Source organism: Actinomadura sp. (genome assembly GCF_044508335.1).
Classification (GTDB): domain Bacteria; phylum Actinomycetota; class Actinomycetes; order Streptosporangiales; family Streptosporangiaceae; genus Spirillospora.
In genome coordinates, this window is sequence record NZ_JBIQHY010000008.1 from 29,355 (window position 1) to 42,146 (window position 12,792).

Here is a 12,792-nt window from a genome sequence, read left to right on the forward strand (position 1 = left end):
CGAACGCTACAACCGGGGTCCGTCAAAAAGGGGGCGGCCGCCGGGGACGCCTCACCGGCGATGAGCGGGAGGGCGCTCCCGGCATGCGCCCGGGAAGTGGACGCGCGGGAAATGGGGTCGCGTCTCGGAGGCGCGGGCGGCATCCTGACCGGTATCGGCCTCACCGCGCGTCCTCGGAGACCCTGCTTGCTGCGCTATCACGAGATTTCCGAAGCGGATCACCGCATCCTCAACCCGTTCACCGAGGAGAAGCTCCTCCTGCTGGGCGAGGTGAGCCGGATCGGCCCCGGCACTCGCATCCTCGATCTGGCGTGCGGCAAGGGCGAGATGCTGTGCCGCTGGGCGGCGGCCTTCGGCTCCGCGGGCCACGGGGTCGACCTGAGCGAGGTGTTCCTCGCCGCCGCGCGACGGCGAGCCGGCGAGCTGGGCGTCGCCGGGCGCGTGACCTTCGAACAGGGCGATGCCGGCCGCTACCGGGCCTCCGCCCGCTTCGACGCGGTCGCCTGCCTCGGCGCGACCTGGATCGGCGGCGGCCTGGCCGGGACGATCGGCCTCATGCGCTCCGCCGCCGAACCCGGCGGCCTCTTCTTGATCGGCGAGCCGTTCTGGACCGACGAGCCGCCCGGGGAGGCCCACCGGGCGCTCGGCTTCGCGCGGGACGAGTTCGCGTCGCTGCCCGGCACGCTCGACCGCTTCGAGGCCGCCGGGCTCGAACTGGTGGAGATGGTCCTGGCCGACCCCGACAGCTGGGATCGCTACGCGGCCTCGCAGTGGTGGACGATCCACGAATGGCTCAAGGCCAACCCGGGCGACCCGGACGCTCCGGCCATGCGGGAGTTCGCCGACACGTCCCGCCGCTCCTACCTCACCTACAACCGGCGGTACCTCGGCTGGGGCGTCTTCGTCCTGCGCGACACCGCGGGCACAGGCGCCCCGGTCAGTCCGCTTCGGTGATGGCGTTGAGGCGCTCCACGGCGTCCGCGAAGTCCTCGACCATGTCGTAGACGACCTGGCGCGCGGGCTTGACCGTGTTCATCAGCCCGACGCACTGGCCGACGAAGTAGTTGGCGAGGGCGCGGGCGCCCGGGTTGCCGGACTCGGCGGCCTTGGTGATCTGCCGCATCGCGCCCTCGGCGACGATCATCTGGAGGGGCATGCCGAGCGGGCCGGGGCTCGCGGGGCCCTCCCACTCGTCCGTCCAGGCGGAGCGGAGCTGCCGGGCGGGCTTGCCGGTGCGGGACCGCGAGCGGATCGTGTCGCGGGACGTGGCGGCCAGCATCTTCTCCTTCACGGCCGGGGACGTCTCCGCCTCCTCCGTGGTGAGCCAGACCGAGCCGCACCAGACGCCGGACGCGCCGAGGGCCAGGGCGGCGGCCATCTGGCGGCCGGTGGCGATGCCGCCCGCGGCGAGGACGGGCACCGGGGCGACGGTGTCGACCACCTCGGGGACCAGGACCATCGTGGAGATCTCCCCGGTGTGCCCGCCGGCCTCGCCGCCCTGCGCGATGATCAGGTCCGCCCCGGCGGCGACCTGGCGGCGGGCGTGCTCGGACGTGCCGACCAGGGCCGCGACCGGGACGCCCGCCTCGCGGGCCTTCTCCACCATGAGCGGCGGAGGGGTGCCGAGGGCGCTGGCGATGAGGCCGATGGGGTGCGCGAGGGACACGTCGATCAGCTCGGTCGCGCCCTTCGCCGTCACCTGCGTCCCGCTGCGCGCGTTGGACCGCTTCGCCTTCTCGAAGTCGGGCAGCGGGACGTCGTACTTCTCGAACAGGCCGGTGAGGAACGTCCAGTGCTCGTCGGGGATCGCGGCGAGCATGGCGTCGAGGCCGCCGCCGCTCCGGGCCGACTCGTCGATCTTGCCGGGGACGAGGACGTCGACGCCGTAGGGGCGTCCGTGCACGCGGTCGTCGATCCAGCGCAGCTCCTCTTCGAGCCGGTCGGGGGTGTAGGCGACGGCCCCGAGGACGCCGAAGCCGCCGGCGTTGGTGACGGCGGCGACGACGTCGCGGCAGTGGCTGAAGGCGAAGAGCGGGAACTCGATGCCGAATCGCTTGCAGACCTCGGTGTTCATGCCCCGACGCTAACGGACCGAATGTGATTCGGTCTAGGGGCGGAACAGGATGTAGGACTCGCCCTCGGCGGGGTGCTCGAACGTCACCCGCAGGGGCAGGCCCTCGCGCAGGTCGCCGCGCGCCACCCCGTCCAGGCGGGCGTGCAGCCACGGGCCCTCGGCCAGCTCGACCAGCGCCAGGAAGGCGGGCGGGTCCTTCGGGAGGACGGTCCAGGTCACCAGCGTCGCCGCGCCGCTCGCCTCCGCCCAGCCGAGGTCCTCCTCCCCGCACTCGGGGCAGCCGGACGCGTCCGGCGCGAACCACAGGCCGCACGCCTCGCACCGCTTGATGACCAGCTGGTCGGACGCGGTGCCGTCGAAGAACGGGTCGGTCCGCCCGTCCCGCCGCAGAACGCCGATGTCCATGGCTCAGGCCCCCTTCCGGTGCGGGCTGACGATCAGCGTGGAGTGGTGGTCGAGGATGCCGCCGTTCCCGCTGACGAGGATCACGTCGTTGGACGGCGCCTGCCGCTCACCGCCGTCCCCGCGCGCCTGGATCACGGCCTCCGACAGCGGCGTCATGCCCCACATGTAGTAGGCCGACAGCTGCCCGCCGCCGGTGTTGGTCGGCAGCGACCCGCCGGGCCCGAGCGCCCCGGACGCGGCGAACGCCCCGCCCTCGCCCTTCGCGCAGAACCCGTAGTCCTCCAGCGACACCAGGACCGTGTAGGTGTAGCAGTCGTACAGCTCGCACACGTCGACGTCGGCCGGGGTGATCCCGGCCATCTTCATCGCGGTCGCCCCCGAGGAGACGGCGCCCGTCGTGAGGCCGAAGTCGCTGCCGCGCTCCTTGCGGTGCCCGGGATGCCCCTGCCCCCATCCCCACAGGTGGACCGGCGGGCGGGCCAGGTCGCGGGCGCGGTCGTCGCCGGTCACGATGACGGCGATGGCGCCGTTGGAGACGAGGCAGCAGTCCAGCAGGTGCAGCGGCTCGGACACCCAGCGGGAGTTCTGGTGGTCCTCCAGGGTGATCGGGTCGCGCATCTGGGCGAGCGGGTTGCGGGACGCCCACGCGCGGGTCGAGACGGCGATCGCGCCGAGCTGCTCGCTGGTCGTGCCGTACCGGGCCATGTGCCGCTGGGCGGCGAGCGCGTAGAACGAGTTGACGCTGCGCAGCCCGAGCGCCGCCGTCATCCCGCCGAACCCGTACCATTCGCGGGCGCTGCGGTTGTAGGCCGAGCCCGCCGACTGCTCCGGCTTGAGCGGCGCGTCGGCGAACACGCAGGCCACCGCGGTCGCGGTCCCGCTCAGCACCGCCGCCGCCGCGTAGGACACCATCGCCCCGGCCGTCGCGCCGAACGCGTTGACCTGGGACAGCAGCCGCAGGTCGCGCAGCCCGAGCGTGCCGGCCAGCTCGATGCCGGGGGAGCCGCCCATCCCGTGGCTGACCAGCAGCCCGTCCAGGTCGCCGAGGGCCAGCCCCGCATCCCGCGCCGCGAGCCGCACCGCGTCCGCGGCGAGCCGCCGCGGGCTCCGCCCGTACACCTTGCCGAGCTCGGTCATCCCGAGCCCCACGATCGACGTGCCCCTGGGAATCCCCATCGCCTCGCTCTCCTCGTCCCGTGGATGCCACGGTACAGAACGTCATTCGGTACTGGCGCGGGCGGGGTGATCGGGACCGGGCGCGGATGCGGCGACCGCGCGGCGGCGCCGCCCGGAACGGGAATCGCCCGCGTCCCCGGGGCGACGGGGACGCGGGCGACGTGCCGGGAAGGCGCTCAGGAGGCCAGGACGGCCTGCAGGAAGTCCCGGGTGCGCTGCTCGGACGGCTCGCCGAAGATCTGGTCCGGCGGGCCCTCCTCCACGATCTGGCCCTGGTCGAACATCAGGACCCGGTTGGAGATGTCCCTGGCGAAGTTCATCTCGTGCGTGACGCACAGCATGGTCAGGTCGCTCTGCCGGGCGATGTCGCGCAGCAGGTCCTGGACGCCGACGACCAGCTCGGGGTCCAGGGCGGAGGTGACCTCGTCCAGCAGCAGCACCCTCGGCTGCATGGCGAGCGCCCGCGCGATCGCGACCCGCTGCTGCTGCCCGCCGGACAGCTGCGTGGGGTGCGCGTTCTCCTTGTCGGAGAGCCCCACCATGTCGAGCAGGCCGCGGGCCCGCTCGACCGCCTCGTCCTTCGGCACCCCCAGCACGCGCACCGGCCCCTCGGTGAGGTTGCGCAGCACGTTCATGTTGGGGAACAGGTTGAACTGCTGGAACACCATGCCGACCTGCTTGCGCATCTCGTGCAGGTGCTTCTGGTTCGCCGGGACGCGCCTGCCGCCCCGCTCCATGTGCCACAGCGTCTCGTCGCCGATCCAGATGAGGCCCTCGTCGAGCGTCTCCAGCGTCATCAGCAGCCGCAGGATCGTGGTCTTGCCCGACCCGCTCGGCCCGATGAGCGTCACCCGCTCGCCGGGCTCCACGGTGAAGTCGAGCTCGCGCAGGACGACGTTGGAGCCGAACCGCTTGACCACCTTCTCGAAGCGGATCCCCGGCGCGGCGCCGTGCGGCAGCTCCGCCGCCGGTGCGCCCTCGGGCGCGGCGCCCTTCTGCGTGGAGACGCCCTTCTCCGCGGCGGTGTCCGCCGCGGCGCCCTCGGGCGCCTCCGGTGTGGTGCCGGCGCTCTCCGGGGAGGGGCTGCCCCCAGCGTCCCCGGGGCCGGCTGCGTCGGTGTTACGTGGTGGCATAACGCCTCTCCAAGCGGCGGACGAGTATCGAGGATATGACGCTGACCACGACGAACAACAGGCCCACCATGGTGATCGGCTCCAGGAACTGCAGGCTCTGCGAGCCGACCTTGTACGCGGAGAACAGCAGCTCCGCGACGTTGATGGCCAGCAGCATCGGCGAGTCCTTGAACATCGCGATCAGGTAGTTGCCGAGCGTCGGGATCACGCGCCGGATCGCCTGCGGCAGGATCACGTCCAGCCACACCCGCGACCTCGGCAGGTTCAGCGCGGTGCACGCCTCCCACTGCCCCTTCGGCACGTCCGCGATCCCGGCCCGGTACACCTCCGCCGTGTACGTCGAGTAGTGGATCCCCAGCGTGATGATTCCCGCGGTCAGGGACCCGATGGTGATGCCCCACGCGGGCAGGACGAAGAAGACGAAGTACAGCTGCGGGATCAGCGGTGTCGACCGGATGAACTCGGTGACCCACCGGATCACCTGGTTGAAGACCCTGCTCGGCGTGCGGCGCAGCAGCGTCCACACCAGGCCGAGCACAATTGCGATCACGTAGCCGGCCAGCGTCGCGATGACCGTGTACCGCAGGCCGCGCAGCAGGTCGGGGAGGATGTCCCCGGAGTACTGCCAGTCCCAGCTCATCAGCCGGCCACCCCCGCTCCGGGGGCGCCCGCCGCGATCGTCCCGAGGGACGGCTCACTGGGCAGCCGGCGGCCGAGCATGCGGTCCACGCGGCGCTCGGCGTAGCGGACGAACAGCTGCAGCAGCTGCGCGACGACGAAGTACAGGACCAGGACCACCGAGAACGCCGCGACGGTCTCGCCGGTGCTGCCCTGGATGTTCTTCGACACGCGGGTCAGGTCGACGAGCCCGACCAGGGACACGATCGCCGTCCCCTTCATCAGCTCGATGAGCAGGTTGCCGAACGGCGGCAGCATCAGCGCGAACGCCTGCGGCAGCAGCACCCGGCGCATCCGCTGGAACGGGGTGAAGTTCAGCGCGACCGTCGCCTCGTACTGCGCCTTCGGCACGGCGTTGATCGAGCCGCGCACCACCTCCGCGCCGTAGGCGCCGACGTTCAGGCCGAGCGCCAGCACGGCCGCGAACATCGTGGTGAACCGGAGGCCGATGAGCGGGAGCGCGTAGAAGAACCAGAACAGCAGCACCAGCGTGGCGTTGCCGCGGAAGAACTCCACGTACACCCGGTTCAGCACGCGCACCCACGCGTGGCGCGAGGTGCCCGCCATGCCGAACAGCAGGGCGAGCACCAGCGCCAGCGCGCCGCCGAGAAGGGTGAGCCTGACCGTGACCCACGCGCCGTCCAGCCACTGGGAGTAGCTGTCGAGGACGTCGGACACGGAGGATCAGCCCTTGCAGAACTTGGCGGCGGTGTCGTCCGGGCCCGGCATGTCGTCCTGGGTGAACCCGAAGGGCTGCAGGATCGGCAGCAGGCCGTTCTGCTGCTTCAGCTTGGCCAGCTCGGCGTTCCAGGAGTTCACCAGGTCCGCGTCGGCCTTGCGGAACGCGAACGCGCCCGCGCCGAGCTGCTCCTTGCCGTCGATGACCGGGGTGAACGGGTCGGTCACCTCGAAGCCCTCGCCCTTGTGCTTGGACAGCAGGTCGGCCAGCGAGATGCGGGTCAGCCAGATGCAGTCGATGCGGCCGGCCTTGAGGCCCTCGTAGGCGCTCGCCTGGTCGGCGAACGTCTTGATGTTCCCCTTCTTCACGCCGGTCTTCTCGGCGTAGTCCGCCTCGACCGCGCCGGTCAGGACGCCGACCTTGACGCCCTTCGCCGCCGGGTCCTTCTCGTTCTTCAGGCCCTTTGGGTTGCCCTCCTTGACCATGAAGGCGCTCTTGGCGACGTACTCGGGGTTCGCGAACGCCGCGGACGCGCACCGCTCCGGCGTGATGAACATGCCGGCGGCGATCGCGTCGAACCGCTTGGCGTTGAGCCCGGCGATCAGCCCGCCGAAGTCGACCTGGACGCCCTTGATGTCGTCGATGCCGAGGTTCTTGAAGATGACGCGGGCCAGCTCGGGCGCCTCGCCGGTCAGCTTCCCGGACTTGTCGGTGTAGCCGTACGGCGCCTCGTTCGCGAAGCCCACCGTGATGGAGCCGGCGTCCTTTGCCTTCTGCAGCGTGCCGCCGCCCGCCTTCTCCTGCTCCGGATCCGTCGTGGAGCAGCCCGCCGCGGCCAGCGGGACCGCGGCGGACAGCAGCACGGCGGTGCGGAGGAAATCTCTTCTCGAAGAAGTCATCGTTGAACTCCTGTCGGTGTGCCGTCGCGCCCGCGGGGGGCCTGGCACGGCCCCCGGCGGGCGCGGGGCGAGCGGTCGGGGTTGTCGAATTGTTGTGATTCGGTCAGCCGGCCACGGGAGTGAAATCGCGTGCGCCGATGAACGTCGGGCGGGGCGCGGGCGCCGAGAAGGGCTCGACGCACGTGTTCTCAACGCTGTTGAAGACGATGAACACGTTGGAGCGCGGGAAGGGGGTGATGTTGCCGTTCGACCCGTGCATGCAGTTGCAGTCGAACATGGTCGCGGAGCCCGCAGGGCCCGTGAACAGCTCGATCCCGTGCTTGTCGGCCAGGATCGAGAGGCTGTTGGGGTCGGGCGTGCCGATCTCCTGGCTGCGCAGGGACTCCCTGTAGTGGTCGTCGGGGGTCTCCCCGACGCAGGCCACGAAGGTCTTGTGCGAGCCAGGCATAATCATTAGCCCGCCATTGTGCACGAAATTTTCGGTGAGCGCTATGGAAATGCTGACCGCGCGCATCCGCGGCATGCCGTCCTCGGCGTGCCAGGTCTCGAAGTCCGAGTGCCAGTAGAAGTCCCTGCCGGTGAACCCCGGCTTGTAGTTGACCCGGCTCTGGTGGACGTACACGTCCGAGCCGAGGATCTGCCGGGCCCGGCCGACCACGCGGGGGTCGCGGACGAGGCCGGCGAAGACCTCGCTGATCCGGTGGACCTCGAAGATGGAGCGGACCTCGTTCGAGCCGCGCTCGGTGACCGTGCGCTCGTCGGCCAGGACCTCCGGGTCGGACGACAGCCGGCGCAGCTCGGCGCGGTAGTCCTCGACCTCCTCCGGCGCGAGCAGCTGGTCGACGGTCAGGAAGCCGTTGGCCTCGAACGAGTCGAGGGTGGCGCCGTCGATCGGCCCGTCCTGCGGGGCGCCGTACACGACCGGGTCCTGCCGGTACAGCAGCGCCGCCTCGGCGGCCTTCCGGGTGGGGTAGGCGTCGTCGATGGTCGGATGGGACTCGATGATGCTCATGCGTCTGCGTCCTCCTCAGTCAGCAGCGGGTACACACCGTTCTCGTCATGGACCTCCCGGCCGGTGCAGGGCGGGTTGAACACGCACACGGTCTTGACGTCCGTGTGCGCCCGCAGCGTGTGGTGCTCGTGGCCGTCCAGCAGGTACATCACGCCGGGCCGGATCTCGTGCTTCTCACCGGTCTCGTCGTTGGTGAGCTCCCCGTGGCCCTCGATGCAGTAGACGGCCTCGACGTGGTTCGCGTACCACATCTTCGTCTCGGTCCCCGCGTACAGGATCGTCTCGTGCAGCGAGAATCCGACGCCCTCTTTGGCGAGCACGAACCGCCGGCTGCACCACGTGGGCGCCTGGACGTCGCGCTCGGTGCCGACGATCTCGTCAAGGGAACGAACGATCATTGATCTCCTCTTTCCAGTCGTGTGCCGGGCGTGCGGTGCGCCGGCTCAGACCGAGACCTTCGTGCGGACGGCCTCGACCGAGTCCGCGATGATCTCCAGGCCGCGGGCCAGCTCCGCCTCGGTGGTGGTCAGCGGGGGCAGCAGCTTGACGACCTCGCCCTCGGGGCCGGAGGTCTCCATCAGCAGCCCGCGGGCGAACGCCTCGCCGCACACCTTCGGCGCCGCCTCGGCGTCCTTCATCACCAGGCCCCAGGCGAGGCCCCGGCCGCGGACGGAGTCGACGGCGCCGGCGTGCGCGAGCGCGATCTCCTCCAGCGCCGACTGGACCTGCTGGCCCTTGGCGAGGGTCTGCTTCTCCAAGCCGTCGCCGGTCCAGTAGTCCTCCAGCGCGGCGACGGCGGTGACGAACGCCGGGTTGAAGCCGCGGAAGGTGCCGTTGTGCTCGCCCGGCTCCCACACGTCCAGCTCCCGCTTCATCAGCGTGACCGCGAAAGGCAGCCCGTAGCCGCTGAGGGACTTGGACAGGCAGACGATGTCCGGGGTGATCCCGGCCTCCTCGAAGCTGAAGAAGGAGCCGGTGCGGCCGCAGCCCATCTGAACGTCGTCGACGATGAGCAGGATGTCGTGCCGGCGGCACAGGTCCTGCAGGCCGCGCAGCCACTCGGCGGTGGCGACGTTGATGCCGCCCTCGCCCTGCACGGTCTCCACGATGACGGCGGCGGGCTTGTCGAGGCCGCTGCCGCTGTCGTCCAGCATCGTGTCGAACAGCAGGAAGTCGGGCGTCCGGCCGTCCAGGTAGTTGTCGTAGGGCATGGCGACGCCGTGGCCGAGCGGCACCCCGGCGCCGGTGCGCTTCATCGAGTTGCCGGTGACGGCGAGCGCGCCGAGCGTCATGCCGTGAAAGGCGTTGGTGAAGCTGACGACGGTCTCGCGGCCGGTGTACTTCCGTGCGAGTTTCAGCGCGGCCTCGACCGAGTTGTTGCCCGCGGGGCCGGGGAACTGGATTTTGTAGTCGAGCCCGCGCGGCTCCAGGACGTACTCGTTGAAGCGTTCCAGGAACTCGCGTTTGGCGGCGGTGTACATGTCGAGGCTGTGCACGATCGAGTCGCCGGCGAGATAGTCCAGCAGCCGGCGTTTAAGCTGCGGGTTGTTGTGCCCGTAGTTGAGCGTTCCGGCGCCGGCGAAGAAATCGAGATAGGTTTTGCCGTTCTCGTCGGTCATGTGGCTGCCGCGCGCGGTCGTGAACACCGCGGGCCAGCCGCGGCAGTAGCCGCGGACTTCCGATTCCAGGCGGGCGAAAACGTCCATCTCTGCCTCCAGGCAGTCGGGGTGGGGGAGCGGGTGAGGGAGTGTGGAGTGGGTCAGTTCGCGGCGGCGATCGGGCCGATCCTGAAGAGCACCTCGGGCTCGTGTCCCCCCTCGGGGAAGTGCTCCGCGCCGAACAGCGGGCTGCGGGCGAGCTCGCATCCGCGGCCCCGGGCGAACGATTCGAACATCGCGGTGGAGGCGGTGTTGCCCGGCGTGACCGTGGCCTCCATGTACCGGTGGCCGCGCGGGGCGAGCCGGTCGGCGAGGCGGTCGAGCATGCGGCGGGCGAGGCCCTGGCCGCGGTGGGCGGCGTCGACGGCGACCTGCCACACGAAGAACGTGTCGGGGCGGGCCGGCCGGACGTAGCCGGTGATGAAACCGCACGGGACGCCGCCGTCGCGGGCCACCACGGAAGTGTCCGCGAAATCGCGGCACCAGAGCGTGTAGCTGTACGGCGAGTTGACGTCCAGAACCCGTGAGTCCCGGGCGAGTCGCCAAAGCCCGGGGCCGTCGGAGAGGCTCGGCTCCTGGAGTTGCACTTCCTCGTTCGTCTCGTTCATCTCGGGGCGTCGGGTCGGTGTTTCCAGGGGTTGCGCTGCCATGTCCAGGCAACTTAGCGAATCTCGCCCCGTGATCGCAGATGAATGTTATCTGCGAGATGTTTGACGGCGCTGCGCAGTGGGTAGGGTTGAGGGCTTTGCCGAATTCGGTGCAATTCAAACCGGGGCCGCGCGAGACTTGGTGCGCATTTCCCGCCGCTACGCAGGAGGTACTGCCGGGTGCGCCGGAGAAGGCGCCAGGACGTTTCCTGAACGTCAGCTTAATGTTTTGGCGTCGCTTGGCGAGGGGTTCTGTGTATCGGTTGTGTGAGGTAAGTCACTCGAATCCGCTGTCAACGGTCCCGGTGCGGTCGGCGTCACGTCGCATCCGACGAGGTCGTCCGGTCGCGGGCGCGCTGGGACGCGTGGGGACCACGGCGTTCACGCGCGTTCTGGGAGCCCGCACCCGGTTGCCTTCAAGGGGCAGAGTCGCTGGCTTAGAGGTAAGGCGTCGATCGCCGGCGAGTAAGAAAATGGGAAATTCGACCCGGGAACGAGCAGGCCGGGGCCCGCCGCGGACGGCGAACCCCGGCCTGTTCCGGGCTTTCTGATAATCTTGTTATGGCATGTCCGGTTCAGCGGCCGGCGAAGCGGTCGGTGGCCTCGATGAGGCGGTGCAGGATGCCCGGCTCGCTGAACGCGTGGCCCGCGTCGTCGACGATGTGGAACTCGGCCTCCGGCCACGCGCGGTGCAGGTCCCACGCCGTCGCCACGGGGGTGCAGACGTCGTAGCGGCCCTGCACGATCACCGCCGGGATGTGGCGGATCTTGTCCACGTCCCGGATGAGCTGCTCGTCCTCGAAGAACCCCTCGTTGACGAAGTAGTGGTTCTCGATGCGTGCGAACGCCACCGCGTAGTCCGGCTCGCCGAACGCGTCCGCGAGCTCCGGGTCGGGGCGCAGCGTGATCGTCGAGCCCTCCCACGTCGCCCACGCCTTCGCCGCCGCGATCCGCACGTCCCGGTCCGCGGAGTTGAGCCGCTCGTGGAACGCGGAGATGAGGTCCTCCCGCTCGTCCTCCGGGATCGGCTCGACGTACTTCTCCCACAGGTCGGGGAACAGCAGGGACGCGCCCTCCTGGTAGAACCAGTACAGCTCGAACGGCCGCAGCGTGAAGACGCCGCGCAGAACCAGCTCCGTCACCCGCTCCGGATGCGTCTGCGCGTACGCCAGCGACAGCGCGCTGCCCCAGCTCCCGCCGAACACCAGCCACCGGTCGACGCCCAGGTGCTCGCGCAGCCGCTCCATGTCGGCGACGAGGTTCCAGGTGGTGTTCGCCTCCAGCGACACCTCCGGGTCCTTGGCGTGCGGCAGGCTGCGCCCGCAGTTGCGCTGGTCGAACAGCACGATCCGGTACGCCTCGGGGTCGAACTGCCGGCGGTGCGCCGGGCTGCACCCGGCCCCCGGCCCGCCGTGCACCATGACCGCGGGCTTGCCCTCGGGGTTCCCGCAGACCTCCCAGTAGATCCGATCGCCGTCGCCGACGTCGAGCAGCCCGGAGTCGTACGGCTCGATCGGCGGATACAGGGTGCGAAGCTCCATGGGGCGCGATTGTCCCACCCGCCGCGGCCGCCGGCCTGATGTGACCCGCGGCACCGTGACTCGGCCCGTACCGGCCGCCGTCAGGCGTCCTGCGTGCGGGAACGCCGTGGAGCCGCCGAGAAACTAAACCCCAAACTGGGCAAACGCTCCGCTGGTCGGGACTAGAGTGCCTCTAGTGAGCGAAGCGAGGAGCCACGGGGCCGGCAGCGGAGCGAACGAGATGTGCGCAACGACCCCCGCGAACGCGGCCGCGCGCCGCCGGGCGAGGAGACACGTGAGCGAAGTGACGGGCCGTCCGACGAAAGCGGCGAGCGGGCGGGGCGGCGCCATGCCGGCCGCCGGGCTCCCGGCCGTGAGGCGAGGAGAACCGTGAGCGAGCTGAACGGATCGGGCGGCAACCGCGGCGTCCCGGACGCGGCCGCGCCCTGGCCCGCGATGGGCCGGGCGCCCGAGGGCGCGCGGCCGGCCGCCCAGCAGCCGATCCACATGGCCAAGCCCGGACAGCACGCCCAGCCCGGCCAGCAGGCCCAGCCCGCGCAGCAGGCCCAGCCCGCCCAGCACCCGCAGCACGCCCAGCCCGCGCAGCACGCCCAGAGCGGGCAGGGCGTGCCGCCGCAGCCGCAGCCGCCCCAGCCGCAGGGCGGCCGGCACGGGCGGGGCGGCGAGCTGGTGCTCGCCTCCGAGGAGCGGCCCGAGGCCCAGCCGTGGGACATCGTCGAGCGGCTCCGCCAGATGGCCGACCTCATCGGCGACGCGCTCGCCGCCGGGGAGCGCAAGGTCAACGAGGCGCAGACCGAGATCGCCTCGCAGGTCGCCGCCGTCCAGCAGGAGAAGGAATCGGCGCAGCGCGACGCCGCGGCCGCCTGGAGCGAGGTGCAGCGCGCCCGCGG

General features: G+C 70.8%; 13 protein-coding genes and 1 pseudogene. 2 read left to right on the forward strand and 12 right to left on the reverse strand.

The window, feature by feature from the left end; all coding sequences use genetic code 11:
• Positions 1 to 186 precede the first annotated feature (186 nt).
• The gene (locus ACIWVC_RS05110; RefSeq protein WP_396445756.1) at positions 187 to 954 is read left to right on the forward strand and encodes an SAM-dependent methyltransferase; all 768 of its coding nucleotides are present in this window, start codon (positions 187 to 189) and stop codon (positions 952 to 954) included.
• On the opposite strand, the gene ACIWVC_RS05115 is transcribed toward ACIWVC_RS05110, so the two are convergent.
• The 12 genes from ACIWVC_RS05115 to pip all read right to left on the reverse strand — a co-directional run bounded on the left by ACIWVC_RS05115 (position 938) and on the right by pip (position 11,902).
• Positions 938 to 2,074 carry an NAD(P)H-dependent flavin oxidoreductase gene (locus ACIWVC_RS05115; protein ID WP_396445757.1) on the reverse strand — a complete coding sequence of 379 codons (1,137 nt, stop codon included), beginning with the start codon at positions 2,072 to 2,074 and terminating at the stop codon, positions 938 to 940. The two genes, ACIWVC_RS05110 and ACIWVC_RS05115, sit on opposite strands and share 17 nt — an antisense overlap.
• A gap of 33 nt (positions 2,075 to 2,107) precedes the next feature.
• The gene (locus ACIWVC_RS05120) at positions 2,108 to 2,479 is read right to left on the reverse strand and encodes a Zn-ribbon domain-containing OB-fold protein (RefSeq protein ID WP_396445758.1); all 372 of its coding nucleotides are present in this window, start codon (positions 2,477 to 2,479) and stop codon (positions 2,108 to 2,110) included.
• 3 nt (positions 2,480 to 2,482) lie between these two features.
• On the reverse strand, positions 2,483 to 3,655 hold the full coding sequence (locus ACIWVC_RS05125; RefSeq protein WP_396445759.1) for a thiolase family protein: 1,173 nt from the start codon (positions 3,653 to 3,655) through the stop codon (positions 2,483 to 2,485).
• Positions 3,656 to 3,831: 176 nt separating this feature from the next.
• Positions 3,832 to 4,788, reverse strand: a complete 957-nt coding sequence (ehuA, locus tag ACIWVC_RS05130) for an ectoine/hydroxyectoine ABC transporter ATP-binding protein EhuA (RefSeq protein WP_396445760.1) — start codon at positions 4,786 to 4,788, stop codon at positions 3,832 to 3,834.
• On the reverse strand, positions 4,775 to 5,428 hold the full coding sequence (gene ehuD, locus ACIWVC_RS05135) for an ectoine/hydroxyectoine ABC transporter permease subunit EhuD (protein WP_396445761.1): 654 nt from the start codon (positions 5,426 to 5,428) through the stop codon (positions 4,775 to 4,777). The genes ehuA and ehuD overlap by 14 nt, the downstream gene beginning before the upstream one ends.
• Positions 5,428 to 6,144 (reverse strand): ectoine/hydroxyectoine ABC transporter permease subunit EhuC, encoded by a 717-nt coding sequence (ehuC, locus tag ACIWVC_RS05140; RefSeq protein WP_396445762.1) that lies wholly within the window; start codon positions 6,142 to 6,144, stop codon positions 5,428 to 5,430. Before ehuC ends, ehuD begins: the two co-directional genes overlap by 1 nt.
• A 6-nt stretch (positions 6,145 to 6,150) precedes the next feature.
• Positions 6,151 to 7,044 (reverse strand): ectoine/hydroxyectoine ABC transporter substrate-binding protein EhuB, encoded by an 894-nt coding sequence (gene ehuB, locus ACIWVC_RS05145; protein ID WP_396445763.1) that lies wholly within the window; start codon positions 7,042 to 7,044, stop codon positions 6,151 to 6,153.
• Between the two features lie 103 nt (positions 7,045 to 7,147).
• Entirely contained in the window at positions 7,148 to 8,056 is a 909-nt protein-coding gene (gene thpD / locus ACIWVC_RS05150) for an ectoine hydroxylase (protein ID WP_396453855.1), read from the reverse strand.
• Entirely contained in the window at positions 8,053 to 8,454 is a 402-nt protein-coding gene (locus ACIWVC_RS05155; RefSeq protein ID WP_396445765.1) for an ectoine synthase, read from the reverse strand. Before ACIWVC_RS05155 ends, thpD begins: the two co-directional genes overlap by 4 nt.
• 45 nt (positions 8,455 to 8,499) lie before the next feature.
• Positions 8,500 to 9,762, reverse strand: a complete 1,263-nt coding sequence (ectB, locus tag ACIWVC_RS05160) for a diaminobutyrate--2-oxoglutarate transaminase (RefSeq protein ID WP_396445766.1) — start codon at positions 9,760 to 9,762, stop codon at positions 8,500 to 8,502.
• Between the two features lie 53 nt (positions 9,763 to 9,815).
• Positions 9,816 to 10,364, reverse strand: a complete 549-nt coding sequence (gene ectA / locus ACIWVC_RS05165) for a diaminobutyrate acetyltransferase (protein ID WP_396445768.1) — start codon at positions 10,362 to 10,364, stop codon at positions 9,816 to 9,818.
• 572 nt (positions 10,365 to 10,936) lie between these two features.
• Entirely contained in the window at positions 10,937 to 11,902 is a 966-nt protein-coding gene (gene pip / locus ACIWVC_RS05170) for a prolyl aminopeptidase (RefSeq protein ID WP_396445769.1), read from the reverse strand.
• Positions 11,903 to 12,271: 369 nt separating this feature from the next.
• Between pip and ACIWVC_RS05175 the strand changes: the two are divergent.
• Positions 12,272 to 12,792, forward strand: a pseudogene (locus tag ACIWVC_RS05175) (hypothetical protein); the annotation flags it as partial.

Bases quoted from the DNA above. Each gene is read 5' to 3' on its own strand.
- ectA (WP_396445768.1), bottom strand. From the start codon at position 10,364: ATGGCAGCGCAACCCCTGGAAACACCGACCCGACGCCCCGAGATGAAC.
- ectB (WP_396445766.1), bottom strand. From the start codon at position 9,762: ATGGACGTTTTCGCCCGCCTGGAATCGGAAGTCCGCGGCTACTGCCGC.
- ACIWVC_RS05115 (WP_396445757.1), bottom strand. From the start codon at position 2,074: ATGAACACCGAGGTCTGCAAGCGATTCGGCATCGAGTTCCCGCTCTTC.
- ehuB (WP_396445763.1), bottom strand. From the start codon at position 7,044: ATGACTTCTTCGAGAAGAGATTTCCTCCGCACCGCCGTGCTGCTGTCC.
- ACIWVC_RS05155 (WP_396445765.1), bottom strand. From the start codon at position 8,454: ATGATCGTTCGTTCCCTTGACGAGATCGTCGGCACCGAGCGCGACGTC.
- ACIWVC_RS05120 (WP_396445758.1), bottom strand. From the start codon at position 2,479: ATGGACATCGGCGTTCTGCGGCGGGACGGGCGGACCGACCCGTTCTTC.
- ehuD (WP_396445761.1), bottom strand. From the start codon at position 5,428: ATGAGCTGGGACTGGCAGTACTCCGGGGACATCCTCCCCGACCTGCTG.
- ehuA (WP_396445760.1), bottom strand. From the start codon at position 4,788: ATGCCACCACGTAACACCGACGCAGCCGGCCCCGGGGACGCTGGGGGC.
- thpD (WP_396453855.1), bottom strand. From the start codon at position 8,056: ATGAGCATCATCGAGTCCCATCCGACCATCGACGACGCCTACCCCACC.
- ACIWVC_RS05125 (WP_396445759.1), bottom strand. From the start codon at position 3,655: ATGGGGATTCCCAGGGGCACGTCGATCGTGGGGCTCGGGATGACCGAG.
- pip (WP_396445769.1), bottom strand. From the start codon at position 11,902: ATGGAGCTTCGCACCCTGTATCCGCCGATCGAGCCGTACGACTCCGGG.